The sequence below is a fragment of the Agromyces bracchium genome (assembly GCF_009709675.1).
Classification (GTDB): Bacteria; Actinomycetota; Actinomycetes; order Actinomycetales; family Microbacteriaceae; genus Agromyces; species Agromyces bracchium.
In genome coordinates this window covers 1-15,776 of sequence record NZ_WMLB01000015.1, presented here as the reverse complement: position 1 = coordinate 15,776, position 15,776 = coordinate 1, and the positions used below count along the sequence as shown (strand labels likewise).

Sequence of the window (15,776 nt, the reverse complement as noted above, 5' to 3'; positions counted from 1 at the left end):
CCGAGCGGATGCCGCGGCGGATGCCTCGACGGAACGGATCGCGATGGAACTGACCGTGCGCGTGAAGCCGGGCAGCCGCCGCGGACCGCTGGTCGAGCCGACGACGGACGACCCCGCGGCATCCGTCATCGTGCACGTGCGCGAGCGCGCCGTGGACGGCGCCGCGAACGCGGGCGTCGTCGCGGCACTCGCCGCGCACTACGGCGTGAAGACGGGCGACGTCGAGATCGTGCGCGGGCACACCGCCCGGATCAAGCGGGTGCGGGTCGACGGCGTGTGACGGGTTGGAGGCGCCACGCCGGCGCCTCGATCGTCCGCGGCCGGCTGAAGGCGGTCGCGACGCCGGACGAGGCGAGCACCGAATCTGGCGGCCGCGCCGCGAGGTCGCCGAAGCTCGACGCCGCAAGCAGCTCGTCGTCGAGCTCGAGGAGCTCGGCGCGCAGCAGCGGCCACGGTTCGTGGCGGTTCCGCGCCCAGACGGTGCGGCCGAGGTGCTGCTCGTGGAAGCCCCAGCGGGCGGTGAGGAACCCCGCGAGGCCCGCATCGGGCGCGTCGGCGCGGAGGGGCTCGCCGAGGCGGGCGCGGATGCGGGTCGACGGGCCGCCGGGGCCGTGGCGACGGCTTCGGAAGTCGAGCTCATGGCCGGAGGCATCCACCCGGTGGACGACGCGCGAACTCGCCCAGTGGTACGGGAGCCCGAAGGCGACCCGGGCCGCGATGACCGGGAGGAGGCGACCCGCCTCGAGGGTGCGGAAGACCACCCCGCGGTTGCCGTCGTGGTCGACCGAGTAGAGCCGCACGTTGACCTCGACGAACGTGCCGAGACGATGCATCGGGGGCAGCGGCGGGAAGCGGGTGTCGGCGAGGACGAACGGGATCAGGCCGACCCAGGTCGCACCGTCGAGGACGTCGGGGCGGACGCCCGGCGGGAGGCACGCCTCGACGAGCGCGGGGTCCACGCGCCAGTGCAGGAAGACGAGGTCGCGCCAGCGCTGCTCGACGACCACGCGGCCGGGCAACGGCGGGCTCGCGGACGGCAGTCCCTGCATGCGGCCATCCTCGCGCGTGCAGCGGTTCGGGCGGAAGGGGCGTTGTGCCGTTGACGCGCGAGCGCGCCTCGCCGGACGATGGTCGCGTGGAGCCAGGAGACGATGTGCCGGGTGCGGTCGATGGGGGTGCCGACGCGGGCAGGGTCGTCGTCGCCGCGCTGGCCGCGGTCCGCGACCGGTTCCACGCGTTCCTCCCCGCGGCGCTCGCCGACGAGCCCGACGCGCTGCACCAGCTGCGGACGAACGTGCGGCGACTGCGGAGCGTCCTCGCCGCGTACGGCGCGGTGCTCGACGAGGCCGTCGTCACCGGGTTGCGCCGGCGGTTGCGCGAGCTCGGCCACGAACTCGGCACGGTGCGCGACCTCGAGGTGCGCGTGCAGGTCGCGGAGGCCGCGCTCGTCGAGGCGGACGAGGCGGGCAGGTTCGCCTCCGAGGCCGAGCGCGACCGGATCCGCGGGATCCTGGTCGACGACGAGCAGGCGGCCCACGATCGGGCGCACTCGCGATTCGTCGACCGTCAGGAGCTGCCGCGCGCCGTCGAGCGGCTCGAGGAGCTCGACCGGGTGCTCGGAGCGCCGCCGTTCACGGAGCGGGCGGCACGCGACGCTCCCATCGAGCTCGGGAGGCAGCTCGACCGCGAGGCGAGGCGAGCCGCGCGACGTGCGCGCCGACTGCCCGCCGAGCCCTCGCTCGATGAGCTGCACGACCTTCGCAAGGCGTCGCGTCGACTCCGCTATGCCGCGGAGGCGGTCTCCGAGCCCCCTGTGGAACTGTACGGCGCACGAGCGCGTGCGCTGGCCGACGCCGGCGACGACATCCACGACGTGCTCGGCGACCACCGCGACGAACTGCTGTTCGCCGAGCACCTGCGGCGCGCCGCCGCCCACGCCGCGCATGCCGGCGATCAGGTCGACGTGCTGCACCGCCTCGCCGACGACGCCGACGCCCGCGCCGCCGCACACCTCGCGAAACTCGCCGACGCGGCGGACGGGCTCAGGAAGGCCGCGTCGGCCTGGCACGCGCACCGGCCGCGCTGAGCGGCCGGCGGCGCCTGTCTGCGGGTGCTCAGCCGAGCGGATGCTGCATGACCACCCGGTGCGGCTTCGGCCGCGCCACCTCGCTGAACCCCGCGGCCTCGAACATCGACACGGTGCCGGGGAAGAGGTCGGCGGCCGGCGGCTTGGTGCGCGCCGTCGGGTCGACCGCGTAGGCCTCGAGCAGGCTCGCGCCGTGCGCGCGAGCGGTCTCGACGGCCGCCGCCGCGAGCGCTCGGCCGACGCCCCGTCGGCGGTGGGCACGCGGCACGACGAAGCAGGTGACGGCCCAGATCGACGGGTCGTCGAAGTCGTCGTCGGGCGACGCCGACGCGACCGGGCTGTGGCGGAGCCGCTCGAGCCCGCTTCGCGGCTCGATCGCGCACCAGCCGACTGGGGTCTCGCCGTCGTACGCGATGATTCCCGGCCCGGTGCCGGGGGCGGCCAGCTGCTCCTCGAGGCGGCCCCGGAGCTCGTCGCGCGTCGCGGATTCCCACTGCGAGCCGCGGAGCTTGTACCACTGGCACCAGCAGGTCGCCGGATCGCCGCGGGTGCCGAACACGGCCTCGACGTCGGCGAACGGCACCGTCGATGCCGAGACGACGCGCAGGGTCGGTGCGGCATCGTCGGGTGCGGCAGCACCGTCGGCAGGAGTGGCAGCGTCGCTCATACGGCGACGCTAACGCGAGCCGGCGACATCCGTCATGCCCGGCTTCGGATCGAGGCGCAGGGCGCGGAGGTCCTGCGCGAGGACGCGCAGGTCGTCGGGGTCCGCGGTGAAGGCCTCGCCGAGCGCCGCCTTTCCGAGCATGGCTGCGGCGCGCGGGTAACGGCGCTGGTAGTCGGCGAGCAGGTCCACGCGGGCGCCCTCGTCGAGGTCGACCGCCCGCGCGTCGAACCGCCGCGATCGCCAATCGACGCGCACCTCGGGGTTCGCGGTCGCGTTCCGCCACCAGTCCGTCTTCGGTCCGCGACTCGCGACCACCCAGAGCGTCGGGGGAGCGGAAGCCCCGACCGCAGCCTCGCGCTTGACGACCTCGAGCACGGTGCGTCGTGCGATCCCGGACGCGCGGCCGACGGCCGTCAGCATGAGGAAGCGCCCGCCCATGATCCAGCCCAGGCGTGCGCGGTACAGCGCGGACGGGGCGCGGTAGAACCAGGCGAGCAGGGGACCGGGCTTCGACATCGCCATCCCGCCACACTATGCGCCGATCCATCGATGAGACTGCTGCGGGCACGCGTTCTAGAATCGGCCTCAAGCAGAGAGCGGGGGATCGCATGTCCACCACCGCGTCCGATGGGGTCGCCTCGACGACCCGGACCACGTTCAGTCGCTCCACTCGCATCGCCAGGCACATCGACGCCGACGCCGCCACGGTGTGGCGCCTGCTGACCACTGAGGCGGAGTGGGCGAGGTGGAACTCGACGATCATCTCGTTCGATGGCCGGATCGCACTCGGCTCGAAGATCAGGCTCGTCTCGACACTCCTCCCCAGCCGCACGTTCACGCTGAAGGTCACGGAGTTCGAGCCGAATGCGCGCCTGACGTTCGGCGACGCGATGTCCACTCGCACCTACTCCCTCAACGGAGATGCCGGCGGAACGCGCGTGGACGTCGTCGAGCGAATCGGCGGTCCGTTCTTCCCGTTCTTCGCACGCATGATCCCGTCGTTCGACGCGAACTTCGAGCAGTTCACCGCCGATCTGAAGCGGGCAGCGGAGGCTGCGGCGTCCTGATCGGGCCTGGCACGCCGAGTGCGAGCGGATGGCACGCGGCCACGGTCGGCCGTCGGGAATCGTGTATCAGGGTGATAGTGAAGTATCATCACGATATGGATGCACCGGTGACCGTGCTCGATCGACTCCTCGAGATCAGCGACCTCTTCCAGCGCGACCTCGCCCGCGAGTTCGCCGGCAGCTCGCTCACCCCGGCGCGCACGCGCGTGCTCTGGGACCTCGTGCACTCGGGGCCATCGACCCAGCACGCGCTCGCCACCCGGCTCGAGGTGAGCCCCCGCAACATCACGGGGCTCGTCGATGCGCTGGAGGCGTCCGGGTACGTGCGGCGCGAGCCGCACCCCGACGATCGGCGCGCGGTGCTCGTCTCGCTCACGGCGTCGGCCGCCGAGCTCATGCACGAGATGCAGCGCGATCACGCCGAGCTCTCCGACACGCTGCTCGGCGCCGTCGCGCCAGCGGACCGCGACGCGTTCCTCCGCGGCGTCGGCGCGGTCGCCGATCGGCTCCGCGACCTCGTCGAGGCGGCTGAGGCGGGCCGGAGCGCTGCTCGTGCGGGAGTCGATCGATGACCGCCGACGTCGATCGCGCACCCGCGGCATCCGTCGCCCGCCGCACGGGCGGGTTCGTGCTGCGCGCCCTGAAGCTCGAGCTCCGCATCTACGCGAGCATCGGGCGCCTCATCGCCCGGCGGCCGGCCATCGCGCCTGGGGCGGCCGGATTCGGCTACCACGCACCCGTCATCACGATCCTGTGGATCTTCATCGTGCTGTCGGCCGTCGAGATCCCGATCCTCGACCTGATCGTGCACCGCTGGCCGGTCGTGCGCGTCGCCGTGCTCATCGCCGGCATCTGGGGCCTCACGTGGATGTTCGGGCTGCTCGCCGCGTACCTCATGCGGCCGCACACGGTCGGCCCCGAGGGCATCCGGGTGCGCGAGGGCCTCGAGACCGACGTGCTGCTCACCTGGGACGACATCGCGTCGGTCGCCCGCGTGAAGCGCGTCGACGAGCCGAAGACGCCGAAGATCACCGAGGCGGATGGCACGCGCACGCTGTCGCTGCGCATGCAGCACGAGACGATCGTGGCCATCGAGCTCGAGCGCCCGACGCTCGTGCGACTGCCGGGCGCGGCGCCGAAGGGCGGCGAGCAGGTCGTCGACGAGGTGCGGATCTGGGTCGACGACGTCGACGGGTTCATGGCCGCGGTGCGGCAGCACATCTGAGGCGCGTTCGGGTCGGGCCGGTGCCGGCCGGTGCGCCCGCCCGCGTGCACGAGCACCCCTCCGGATGCCGCTATGATGGTCGAGTTGCCTTCGACGGAGACGCTGAGGGCATCGGGCTGTGGCGCAGCTTGGTAGCGCACTTGACTGGGGGTCAAGGGGTCGCAGGTTCAAATCCTGTCAGCCCGACCAGCGAGAACACGTGATGAGAGGCCGATCCGGGATTCCCGGGTCGGCCTCTCTCGTTGTCTACGGAGGAACCGAGCCGGCCCGACTCCGACGCGGCGTTCGTGTTCGTCGCCTCTTCGATCCAGCCCGTTCGGAACAGAGCGCGCGCATCCCCGTTCCCTGCGGATGCCCTGCAGGAGTACCTTTCGTCTATCGCGAGAGGGGAGCCCGATGGAGAAGTTTCTCTGGTCGCAGCGCCAGGACGTCGGGCCGTCCGCGCGCGGTGGGCACTCGCTCGCTTACCACGCGGGACGCGAGACCACCATCCTCTTCGGCGGCTCGGGCAGTGGCGGTGCGCTCGGCGACACCTGGATGTGGGACGGTGACTTCTGGACCCAGGTGGACGACACCGGGCCCTCGCCGCGAACGTCGGCGGGCATGGCCTTCGACGGGACCGACATCATCCTGTTCGGCGGCGAGACGCCGCCCGTCGGAGGGATCCCCGGAGTAGCGAGTGATACGTGGCGGTGGGACGAGTCGGGCTGGACCCAGCTCGATGACACCGGTCCCGTGGCGCGTGGCATGTCGCCGTTGGCGTATCACCGCGGTCGCGACGAGCTGACGCTGTTCGGCGGTACGACGGGGACGGCCATGCTTCGCGACACCTGGATCCGCTCGCAGGGCGCCTGGACGCAGGTGGACGATTCGGGGCCCAGCCCGCGGTGCGCCCATCTGCTCGCATACGACGCTGAGCGCGAGACCATCGTGCTCTTCGGCGGTGCCTCGTTCGGCTCCGCGCTCTCGGACACGTGGGAGTGGGATGGCGAACATTGGACCCAGGTGCAGGACATCGGCCCTGGCGAGACGGCGCACGCCGCATTCGCAGGCGCGGGCGCCGGCGTGCTCCTGTTCGGGGGAAGCAACGCGCTCTTCACGGAGGCGACGGGATTGTCGGCGGGCACCTGGCAGTGGAGCGCGCAGTTCTGGCGTCAGCTGCAGGACATGGGGCCGTCGGCGCGATGGGGTTCCGCGGCGACGGTCGACGAGAAGCGGTCGAGGATGGTGCTGTTCGGTGGATTCACGACGCTCCAAGGAGACCCGATCGCTTCGGACGACACCTGGGAGGCCCCCGTCGAGGTCTCGTCGCCGGCATCCACTCTCCGTGCGATCGATGTCGGACCGACCACCATGGGGTCCCCGTTCGGCGTGCTGACGTTGGCGCTCGACACCCCGCTCGCCGCGGCGTCGCCGATCGAGATCTGGGTGGACGGCGCGCGCGATACCACGATGCAACAGACCATGCCGGCCGGCTCCTCGCAGGGCTTCATCGCCTATCCGCTGAACGGGCGCGCAGCGGGTATGCACGTCGTGCGAGTGCGGGTCGCCGGGCAGACCGTGATCGCGGACGTCGAGCTCGTCGTCGGCCCCGGGCTCGGATCGCTGACGACTCCGATCGCCCAGGTTGCACGTGGCGCCCAATTGGCCGTCGACCTGGCAGTCGACCCGGCCCCGCAGAGCCGCTTGGTCTACATCGTCGCGCTCGACCCGTTCACCGCAGCCGGGGCGTTCGTCGAGTTCGTCACGCTCCCTCCGCTGGCGAGCCAGTACCGTGCGCTCCTGGCGATTCCGGCGGGCGCGCGGGTGGGCACGCACCGCCTCATCGCCTTCGGCGACGTCAGCTCGGCGCGCTCGAGTTCGGATCTGCTGATGATCACCGTGACATGAGGAGCCGACGCTCCTTCTGGACTCGGATCCAAGACATCGGCCCGAGCCCGAGGGGCGGTCATGGCGCCGCGTTCGATCCCGTCCGCGGACGAACGGTGCTGTTCGGCGGGCGGGGCTCCGAGCTCCTCGGCGACACCTGGGAACTGGCGGACGACCTGTGGACGCAGGTCGAGGATTTCGGTCCGGCACCCCGTACCGGGTGTGCGATGGTCTTCGATCCGAGCCGAAGCAACGTGATCCTCTTCGGCGGCACCTCGGATCCGGGACTGATGGGCGACACGTGGCGCTGGGACGGAAGCACGTGGACGCAGGTCGAGGACTCCGGGCCCAGCCCGCGAAGCTGGCACACTCTGGCATACCACGGTGCGAGTGAGCGGATCGTGCTGTTCGGCGGCCGAACCGAGACCGGTCCGGATGCCGAGACCTGGGGGTGGGACGGCCAGTCCTGGACCTTGCTCGCAGACCTCGGTCCATCGCCACGCCAGGCCCACGCGATGAGCGACGGTCTCAGCGGCGGGAACGTCCTGCTCTTCGGGGGTGCGGACTCTGCCGCCCAGGGACTTGCGGACACCTGGGCGTGGGATGGGGTCGCCTGGACCCAGCTCGCCGATACCGGGCCGTCGCCGCGCGCGGGCGCCGCGATGGCCTCGGTCGGCGGCTCGGTCGCGCTCTTCGGCGGTGTGGACTCCCTCAAGGCGGCCGTTCCACCGGCAGATCACCTGGTGCATGGCGACACGTGGCAGTGGGTCGGCGCGGGATGGACGCAGGTGCAGGACATCGGGCCGGAGCAGCGCTGGCTTCATTCCCTGACCGTCGACCCGAAGCGGGAACGACTGATGCTCTTCGGAGGGATGTCGGAGTTCACGCCGATCACGTCCGGCAACGCCGCCGGGTCGATGGGCGACACCTGGTCGCATCTCGATTCCTTCCCCGGGTCCCGCTCCACACCCGTGCCCGGATACGGCGTGATCCATGCATCCTGCGGAGTCCTGCCCCTTCGCCTGGGAGAGCCGGCCCCGTCCACGGCAGCGGGGATCGCCTTCGACTTCGGCGATCAACCGTTCGACGACCAAGTGGATCGCCTGAGGCTGACAGTCGGCGCGCAACGACTCCTCGCTGCACCGAATGCGGGCGGAGGTGCACTCCTCGGCGAGATCGTGGCCATGGAGGTGCTCGCCCGCTGCGAGGGCGCGACCCTGTTGAAGACGAAGAACGAGATCGTCTACGACACGCCCGGCGCGACGACCGACCTCCTCCTGTCGATCGCGGAGCGGAACGTCGGTGTCCGCGTCCTGCGGGCATTCACCTTCCCGTTCGGCGCGCCGTATCAGGGCTCGACTGCCGAACAGGCGCTCTCCGAAACGCTCCGTGCCATCAACGAGAGCACCGAGAACGTGGCGATCGCCGACGCCTGGGCCAAGCAGCTGCTGGTCGTCGTGGCCTACGACCAGCAGCACGCCGATACGATCCTCACGAGCTGGGAACGACTCGCCGCGAACCTGACGACGAGCACGGTGCTGTATGTCATCGTCACCGAGGGCAGGGACGAGCAGGTCTATGTCTCGTCGTAGGCCTGCACGGGCCGGTCGTGCGGATCGGTCCGACAGGTCGGCGAACGCGCACGCGCGGTCGGCACCCCTATCGTGAAGGCATGGACGTCGTGCCCGCCGCGGGCGCCGTGATCACCGACGGCGACGGCCGGGTGCTGCTCGTCCGGCGCGGGGCGCCGCCGCAGCGCGACCGGTGGTCGGTGCCGGGCGGCCGCCTCGAACCGGGGGAGACGTTCGCGGATGCCGCGGCGCGCGAGGTGCTCGAGGAGACCGGGCTGCGCGTGGCGGTCGGGCGGGAGCTCTGGACCCTCCGGCTGCCGACCGGGGACGGGCGGGAGTTCGACGTCCACGACTTCGCCGCGACGGTCGTGGGCGGCGCGCTCGCCGCGGGCGACGACGCCGCGGACGCGCGGTGGTTCGCGCCCGCCGAGCTGCACCGGCTGCGCGTGACGACGCACCTGATCGAGCACCTCAGGCGGGCGGGCGTGGTCGATTCGCTGCCACACGTCGATGAGCACGTCAACGAGGTGGCGGCCGGTCGCGACGTCGTGTGGCGGGCCCTCGCCGAGGTCGTCTCGCACGCGGCATCCGCACGGTTCGCCCGCATGCTCGGCGCGGACGACGTCACGCGCGAGGGCCCGGCCGTGCCGGGTGTCGGGGCGGTCGTTCCCGGATTCCACGTCGTCGCCGCCGAGCCGCCGCAGCGACTCTCGCTCGCCGGACGGCACCGGTTCTCCGACTACGAGCTCACGTTCCGCATCGACGCGCTCGGGCCCGATCGGAGCCTCCTCCGCGCCGAGACGAGGGCGATCTTCCCCGGCCGAAGCGGCACCGTGTACCGCGGCGTGCTCATGGGGCTCGGCCTGCACCGGGCGGCGACGCGGCGGATGCTCCGTTCCGTGCGCCGACGAGCCGAGGCATCCGCTCGCACGACCTGACGACCCGCGATTCGCGGGTTCACGCGAGCACCGATGCGGTCTCGATCGTCCGGCGGAGCGTCTCGGTGAAACGGGCGGCGGGGGCGCCGTCGACGAGGGCGTGGTCGAAGCTCAGCGTGAGGGGGAGCATCCGACGGGCGACGACCCGTCCGTCGCGGACGACGGCCCGTTCGGCGACACCGCCGACCGTGACGATCACCGTCAACGGTGCGAGCGGCACCGCCCAGCCCCAGCTGCGCGAGAACATGCCGATCGAGGTCACGCCGATGGCCGGCCCGAAGGAGGCAGCGACGCCGGGCCTGGTGCCGGCGACGCGGATCGCCGCACGTCGCAGCGGGCCGGGCAGGGCGAGGATGGCGCGCATCGCGCCCCGCGGGCGGTGATCCGCGCCCGGTCCGACCTTCACCGCGTGCAGCAGGTCCGTGATCTCGGCGGGGGTCGACCGGTCTGCATCGCGGACGGTGACGACATCGAGCACCGCGCGACCCGCCGACGGGCGCTCGACGGTCGCCCCGATGTCGACGTGGTCGAACGCGAGGACCCGCCCGCCGGCCCGACGGACGTTCACGTCGGGGTGCTCGGCGACGGCGCGGGCGAGCGAGGCGACGACGAAGCCGGTCCAGGACACGTGCGGCTCGGCGGCCGCGAGCCGGGCAGCGGCCTCGTCGACGTCGAGCTCGACGAGCGCGTGGACCTGGTGGCGGCGATGCGCGCTCGCGAGGCGGTCGAGCACCGGACGGCGCTCGCGGGGGATCGGCCGGAGGGTGTACCCGGGTGCAGGCCGGGCACCGCCTCGTGGCGGCTCCGGCTCGCCGCCTCCCGCGGGCGCTGTGCTCACCGAATGCCCGCCCAGAGGTCGCGCTCCCAGGCTCGCGGGTCGACCACGATGCGCGACTCCACGTCGAAGCGCATCGTCGCGCGCAACTCGACGTCGTACCGCGGCCAGTGCTCGCCGGGGTCGCCCGAGGTCGCGAACGCGACCCACGCACCGTGCATCTCGTCGGCGAGCGCGCGTGGCGGGGTCGGGCCGAGCATGGGGCCGAAGAGCGGAGTGTCGGGGGAGAGCGTGTCGAACACGAACGGGATCTCGAGCGCATGCACCGCGCCGAGCCCGGGCGAGGGCCACGCGAACTCGTACATGTACGTGCGTGCGCGTCCGGCCGTGTGCGCCTCCGCCAACCGGATGGCGGGGATCCGCATCCACCAGTCGGTCTGGACCGAGGCGAGCACGTCGCCCGGAACCGCCTGCCGGTACCGGTCGCGGTAGGCGGCGAGCGCGGTCGCGACCGGCAGGTCGTACGCCGCCAGGGCCTGCGAGCCGTACTGCGCCACCGCGCCCTCGAGGATCTCGTGCGTGATCCGCCCGAACGCGCCGCTCACCATGAGCCACAGGCGCCAGTCGTCGACGTTCGTGCCCACGATGACGTCGACCTCGCTCGCCGAGCCCGCCGCGATGCGCGCGATCGGCGCCTCGGGGACCACCTCGCCGTCGACGACCGGCTGCCACGGCATGGTCGTCGCCACCAGCGGCATCCCCCACCGATCGGGGTCGGGGTGCGCCATCAGGTCGGCCTTCAGCTCGGCCTGCGCGGCGAGCAGGCGCGGCACGCCGACCGACGCGAACGCCTCGCGGGTCGCGGCGACGCCGAGGCGCTCGGCGAGGAGCCCGGCCACCCTCGCCGCATCGGCCCGGGAGATCACGTGGTGCGCGGCACCGCTCTGCAGGATCGCCCGTCGGAACAGTCCGGCCGCGGCCGGCATCGCCAGCAGCATCCCGATGCTCATGGCCCCAGCCGACTCGCCGAAGACGGTCACGTTCCCGGGGTCTCCGCCGAATGCGGCGATCCGGTCGCGGACCCACTCGAGCGCCGCCACTTGGTCGAGGAGCCCCCGGTTCGCGTTCCCGTCGTCAAACACGAGGAAGCCCTCGGCGCCCGGTCGCCAGTTGATGACGACGCACACCACGCCGTCCCGGGCGAACCGGCTCCCGTCGTACGCGGCCGTCGAACTGAGCTCGAACATGCCGCCCTGGATCCAGACCATCACCGGGAGGCGCACCGCGCCGGGGTCGGGGGTCCAGATGTTCAGGTTCAGCACGTCCTCCGCGGGTGCCGCGTGCTCGAGGCCGGAGAACGCCTCGTCGACCCCGCGCCAGTCCTCCGACGCACCCGCCGCCGCACCGCCCGTCGGCGGGGGAGCGACCTGCGGCGGCTCCGGCCCGAGCGCACCGGCGTCGCGGACCCCGTCCCACGGCGGGGCCGGTCGAGGCGGGAGCAGGCGGTTCGCACCGAACGGCGGAGCCGCGTACGGCACCCCGAGGAAGGCGTGCACCCCGTCGACGACCCTCCCGCGCACCGCGCCGACGTCGGTCCTGACGACCGTGTCCATGTCCCCACGCTGCACCCGTCGCCGCATCGGCGCTCGGGGCGAAGGTCCCGTATCGCCCCGCCGCAGCCGCGCAGTAGGCTGACGGCGGCATCCGCGCGAGGGAGGAGACCGGATGGGCTTCACGCGCGCCGAACTCGAGTCGTACCGTGGCGCGAGCGTCGCCGACCTGATGCCCGAGCACCCTCGGCTCGTCTTCGTCGGCATCAACCCGGGGCTCTGGACCGCTGCGACCGGAACGCACTTCGCCCACCCGGGTAACCGCTTCTACCCGGCGCTCCTCGCCGCCGGTATCCTCCCGCGCCTTCCCGACGTCGCGAACGGCATGAGCGAGGCCGACCGCCGCATGCTCCTCGACGCCGGCATCGGCATCACGAACCTCGTGCACCGCGCCACCGCGCGTGCGGACGAACTCGACCGGAGCGAGCTCCACGAGGGCGCCGCGCGCCTCGAGCGGGACGTCGCCGGGTGGCATCCGCTCGTCGTCGCCGTCGTCGGCCTCACCGCGTACCGCCAGGGGTTCGACCGCCCGAGGGCCCGGGCCGGACGGCAGGAGGACCGGATCGCGGATGCCGAGCTCTGGGTCGTGCCGAACCCGAGCGGGCTGAACGCCCACGCGACGGTGGCCGATCTCGCGCGGGCCTACGCCGAGCCCGCGCTCGCCGCGGGCGTCATCGGGGCCGCGCCGACAGCCGACTGACGCTTGGTCGCGCCGACGACCGACGTCGCCGCGCAGGAAGCGCCGCGTCGCGGACGAGCGCATAATGGATTGATGGATTCATCAATCCATGGAGGAGTCAGCGTGTTCACCGATGCCAGCCGGCCGCTCTACGAGGTCAAGGCCAACCTGTTCAAGGGCCTCGCGCACCCCCTGCGCGTCCGCGTGCTCGAGGTGCTCGCTGCGACGCCCGACGCCGAGACGCCCGTCGCCGCACTCCTCGAGGCGACGGGACTCGAGGCGTCCCACCTCTCCCAACACCTCGCCGTGCTCCGCAACTACCGGCTCGTGACCGCGGAGCGCCGCGGCAACCAGGTGTCGTACCGGCTCGCCTACCCGCAGGTCGCCGACCTCCTCCGCGTCGCCCGAGCGCTGCTCGGCGAGATCCTGCAGGCCACCGAGCGGCAGCTCGTCGAGCAGGCGGGCCTGCCCGACATCCCGACGCAGGCGGCGGCGAGGGCGACGGATGCCTCGGCCGCGCCGGTCGCCGAGGCCTCAACGGTGACGGCGGCGCGGTCGTGACCGCCGCCACGACCGTGCGGCGCGCCGCACGCGGCTTCCGCTCGCTGCTGCCCGGCGTCGCCGACTACCGCGACCTCCGCCGCACCTGGAGGGGCGACCTCGTCGCCGGCGTCACGGTCGGGATCGTGGCGCTGCCGCTCGCGCTCGCGTTCGGCGTGAGCTCCGGGGCCGGCGCCGCGAGCGGGCTCGTGACCGCGATCGTCGCGGGCGTCGTCGCGGCCGTGTTCGGCGGTTCGAACGTGCAGGTCTCCGGGCCGACCGGCGCGATGGTCGTCGTGCTGGCGCCGATCATCGCCGCGCACGGCCCGGGCGCACTCGCGATCGTCGGCCTCCTCGCCGGCGCGATGGTCCTCGTGGCCGGGGCGCTGCGGCTCGGCCGCGCCGTGACGTTCATCCCGTGGCCGGTGATCGAGGGGTTCACGCTCGGGATCGCCGTCATCATCTTCCTCCAGCAGGTCCCGGCGGCCGTCGGCGTGCCCGCCACGGAGGGTGCGAACGCCGTCGTCGGCGCGGTCGACGCGATACTCGGGGCGACCTGGCCCGACGCGGCGTGGTCGCTCGCCGTCGTCGCGACGGTCGCCGCGATCATGCTGATCGCGCCCCGCATCCACCCGCTCGTGCCGGGCTCGATCGTCGCGATCGTCGTCGTCACCGTGGTCGTCGTGCTCGCGGGCATCCCCGTCGCGACGATCGGGGCGCTGCCGAGCGGCCTCCCGGCGCCGACGCTCCCCGCGCTCGATCCCGCGACGCTCTCGTCCCTCCTCCTGCCGGCGGCGACGGTCGCCGCGCTCGCCGCGATCGAGTCGCTGCTCTCGGCGCGGGTCGCGGCATCCATCTCCGACACCGGCCCGTACGACGCCGATCGCGAGCTCGTGGGCCAGGGACTCGCCTCGATCGCCTCGGCAGTCTTCGGCGGCATGCCGGCGACCGGTGCCATCGCTCGGACCGCCGTGAACGTCCGCACGGGCGGGCGCACGAGGCTCTCGGCCATCGTCCACGCGGTGCTCCTCGCCGCGATCGTCGCGGTCGGGGCGTCGGTGGTGGCGTCGATCCCGCTCGCGGCGCTCGCCGGCGTGCTCATGGTCACGGCCACGCGCATGATCTCCGTCGCGACCGTGCGGTCGGTCGTCGGTTCGACGCGGGCCGATGCGGTCGTGTTCGTCGCGACGGCGATCATCACCGTGAGCGTCGACCTCATCACGGCGGTGCTCGTCGGCATCGCGGTGGCGGCGTTCCTCGCGCTTCGCACGCTCGCCCGATCGAGCGGCGTGCATCGGGAGGAACTGCCGGGACCGGCGGAGGCCGGGGACGAGCGGGTCGCGCTGTTCCGGCTCGAGGGCGCCCTCTTCTTCGGCGCGGCCGAGCGCATGCTCGAGCGCGTGGGGGCGATGCGTGACGTCGACGTCGTCATCATCCGGATGTCGCAGCTCCAGATCCTCGATGCGACCGGGGCGCAGGTGGTCACCGAACTGGTCCAGGCGCTGGAGCGACGCGGCGTGACCGTGCTCGTGAAGGGGATCCAGGACCGGCACCTCGAGCTCGCACGCCGGGTGGGCGTCATCGACTCGCTCCGGCACCAGAAGCACCTGTTCGACGACCTCGCGAGCGCGGTCGCGCACGCGCGCAGTCACGTCCACCGGGCGTCCGCCGCGATGTGACGATCGGGGGTGGCCCGACGTACGATCGAGGCACGCCGGCCGGGGCGCTCGGGAGGGAGCACCACTGGCCACCTGGCATCCGATCCTCGCCGCCGACGAACCCGAACCTGGGCGGTGGCGCCTCGTCGACTCGCTCGGTCGCGAGTACGGCCGGGTCGCCATCGTGCGCCTCGGCGACGAGGTCCGCTACCGCGCCGAGTTCGAGGGGCGACTGCTCGGATGGGGCACCACGCTGCGCGGCGCGTGCGAGCGAGTGCACGAGGCGTTCGTGCGCTCGCACGGCCCCGGGGAATGGCAGGGATACCCCGATTTCGCGCACGCCGAGCCGTGAGGATCCCCCTCTCACGGAGGTGAGTATCCGTCGACTGTTCGGATGACTTTCACAGGGAATGGGCACGACTCGTGGAGAAAGGGTGTGCAGACTGGCGACTTCGCCGCGGCGACCCCCATTTCAAGCACCGAGACGAGAACAGCGGCGCACGAGGACAGCACCTCGAGCGCCGCCACGAGATTTCATGCGCAACCAGAACAGTTCCCCCAGCACCACCCTGACCACCCACGACGAGACCGTCGACGGCACCCGCGCCCGGGTCCGTCGCACCCGACGCAACCGCCGTGCCGCCTGGATCGCCTCCGGCGCGGTCGTCACGATCGGCGCGATCGTCGGCTCGGGCTTCGCGGTCCAGTCGGCCGTCGCCGACCAGGAGCGTCGCGTCGCCGAGACCGCGGCGATCGCCGAGGGCGCCGACCGCGGCATCGACCAGCTCGACGCGGCCGGCGGCCTGCTCGAGGCCCACGCCGTCAAGACGGCCGAGGACACGCTGAAGGCCGCCGACGACACGATCGCGAAGGCGAAGGGCAAGGCGGATGCCACCGAGCTCGCCTCGTCCGTCGCGAGCCTCTCCGACTACAGCTACCTCGCGCCCGAGCGCGTGTTCGAGCTCGTGGACGCCACGTCCGACCGGCTCGACGACGTGACGGCGAAGGTCGCGGAGTTCGACAAGAAGGCCGCCGAGAAGGCCGCCGCCGAGAAGGCCGCCGCCGAGAAGGCCGCCGCCGAGAAGGCCGCC

At 72.7% G+C, this 15,776-nt stretch carries 18 protein-coding genes and 1 tRNA gene; 14 read left to right on the top strand and 5 right to left on the bottom strand.

Annotated features, from left to right (window positions below):
* Window positions 1–43 precede the first annotated feature (43 nt).
* Window positions 44–280 carry a DUF167 domain-containing protein gene (locus GJ743_RS04820; protein WP_155050800.1) on the top strand — a complete coding sequence of 79 codons (237 nt, stop codon included), beginning with the start codon at window positions 44–46 and terminating at the stop codon, window positions 278–280.
* Here the strand turns inward: GJ743_RS04820 and GJ743_RS04815 are convergent.
* Entirely contained in the window at window positions 252–1,049 is a 798-nt protein-coding gene (locus GJ743_RS04815; protein WP_196216922.1) for a YqjF family protein, read from the bottom strand. The two genes, GJ743_RS04820 and GJ743_RS04815, sit on opposite strands and share 29 nt — an antisense overlap.
* Window positions 1,050–1,135: 86 nt before the next feature.
* Between GJ743_RS04815 and GJ743_RS04810 the strand changes: the two genes are divergently transcribed.
* Window positions 1,136–2,086 (top strand): CHAD domain-containing protein, encoded by a 951-nt coding sequence (locus GJ743_RS04810; protein ID WP_196216921.1) that lies wholly within the window; start codon window positions 1,136–1,138, stop codon window positions 2,084–2,086.
* Window positions 2,087–2,114: 28 nt separating this feature from the next.
* Here the strand turns inward: GJ743_RS04810 and GJ743_RS04805 are convergent, their stop codons facing one another.
* Entirely contained in the window at window positions 2,115–2,753 is a 639-nt protein-coding gene (locus GJ743_RS04805) for a GNAT family N-acetyltransferase (RefSeq protein ID WP_155050798.1), read from the bottom strand.
* A gap of 9 nt (window positions 2,754–2,762) precedes the next feature.
* Window positions 2,763–3,275 (bottom strand): nitroreductase family deazaflavin-dependent oxidoreductase, encoded by a 513-nt coding sequence (locus GJ743_RS04800; protein ID WP_155050797.1) that lies wholly within the window; start codon window positions 3,273–3,275, stop codon window positions 2,763–2,765.
* Window positions 3,276–3,361: 86 nt separating this feature from the next.
* Between GJ743_RS04800 and GJ743_RS04795 the strand changes: the two genes are divergently transcribed.
* From GJ743_RS04795 to GJ743_RS04770, 7 genes are all read left to right on the top strand, one after another.
* A complete protein-coding gene (locus GJ743_RS04795; protein ID WP_155050796.1) occupies window positions 3,362–3,820 on the top strand; it encodes an SRPBCC family protein in 459 nt (152 codons plus the stop codon).
* Window positions 3,821–3,915: 95 nt separating this feature from the next.
* Window positions 3,916–4,392 carry a MarR family winged helix-turn-helix transcriptional regulator gene (locus GJ743_RS04790; RefSeq protein WP_155050795.1) on the top strand — a complete coding sequence of 159 codons (477 nt, stop codon included), beginning with the start codon at window positions 3,916–3,918 and terminating at the stop codon, window positions 4,390–4,392.
* Window positions 4,389–5,045, top strand: coding sequence for a hypothetical protein (locus GJ743_RS04785; RefSeq protein ID WP_155050794.1), 657 nt, complete (start codon window positions 4,389–4,391; stop codon window positions 5,043–5,045). The genes GJ743_RS04790 and GJ743_RS04785 overlap by 4 nt, the downstream gene beginning before the upstream one ends.
* Window positions 5,046–5,157: 112 nt before the next feature.
* Window positions 5,158–5,234: transfer RNA gene (locus tag GJ743_RS04780), tRNA-Pro, on the top strand.
* 207 nt (window positions 5,235–5,441) lie between these two features.
* A complete protein-coding gene (locus GJ743_RS19200) occupies window positions 5,442–6,935 on the top strand; it encodes a Kelch repeat-containing protein (protein ID WP_196216920.1) in 1,494 nt (497 codons plus the stop codon).
* Window positions 6,936–7,030: 95 nt separating this feature from the next.
* The gene (locus GJ743_RS19195; protein ID WP_196216919.1) at window positions 7,031–8,506 is read left to right on the top strand and encodes a Kelch repeat-containing protein; all 1,476 of its coding nucleotides are present in this window, start codon (window positions 7,031–7,033) and stop codon (window positions 8,504–8,506) included.
* Window positions 8,507–8,586: 80 nt separating this feature from the next.
* Window positions 8,587–9,423: an NUDIX hydrolase gene (locus tag GJ743_RS04770; RefSeq protein ID WP_155050792.1), complete on the top strand. Its 837-nt coding sequence runs from the start codon at window positions 8,587–8,589 to the stop codon at window positions 9,421–9,423.
* A 19-nt stretch (window positions 9,424–9,442) separates the two neighbouring features.
* On the opposite strand, the gene GJ743_RS04765 is transcribed toward GJ743_RS04770, so the two are convergent.
* Complete coding sequence (locus GJ743_RS04765) at window positions 9,443–10,261, bottom strand: 2-oxo acid dehydrogenase subunit E2 (protein ID WP_196216918.1); 819 nt, start codon at window positions 10,259–10,261, stop codon at window positions 9,443–9,445.
* Window positions 10,258–11,811 carry a carboxylesterase/lipase family protein gene (locus tag GJ743_RS04760; protein ID WP_155050790.1) on the bottom strand — a complete coding sequence of 518 codons (1,554 nt, stop codon included), beginning with the start codon at window positions 11,809–11,811 and terminating at the stop codon, window positions 10,258–10,260. The genes GJ743_RS04765 and GJ743_RS04760 overlap by 4 nt, the downstream gene beginning before the upstream one ends.
* A gap of 112 nt (window positions 11,812–11,923) precedes the next feature.
* Between GJ743_RS04760 and GJ743_RS04755 the strand changes: the two genes are divergently transcribed.
* From GJ743_RS04755 to GJ743_RS04735, 5 genes are all read left to right on the top strand, one after another.
* On the top strand, window positions 11,924–12,508 hold the full coding sequence (locus tag GJ743_RS04755) for a mismatch-specific DNA-glycosylase (protein ID WP_155050789.1): 585 nt from the start codon (window positions 11,924–11,926) through the stop codon (window positions 12,506–12,508).
* A 102-nt stretch (window positions 12,509–12,610) separates the two neighbouring features.
* Window positions 12,611–13,048 (top strand): ArsR/SmtB family transcription factor, encoded by a 438-nt coding sequence (locus GJ743_RS04750; protein WP_376862096.1) that lies wholly within the window; start codon window positions 12,611–12,613, stop codon window positions 13,046–13,048.
* A complete protein-coding gene (locus GJ743_RS04745) occupies window positions 13,045–14,706 on the top strand; it encodes a SulP family inorganic anion transporter (protein WP_328288798.1) in 1,662 nt (553 codons plus the stop codon). The genes GJ743_RS04750 and GJ743_RS04745 overlap by 4 nt, the downstream gene beginning before the upstream one ends.
* 163 nt (window positions 14,707–14,869) lie before the next feature.
* Window positions 14,870–15,037, top strand: coding sequence for a hypothetical protein (locus GJ743_RS19415; RefSeq protein WP_230386492.1), 168 nt, complete (start codon window positions 14,870–14,872; stop codon window positions 15,035–15,037).
* A gap of 184 nt (window positions 15,038–15,221) precedes the next feature.
* Window positions 15,222–15,776, top strand: a 555-nt coding sequence (locus GJ743_RS04735) for a hypothetical protein (RefSeq protein ID WP_230386490.1), incomplete at its 3' end; no start/stop codon positions are given.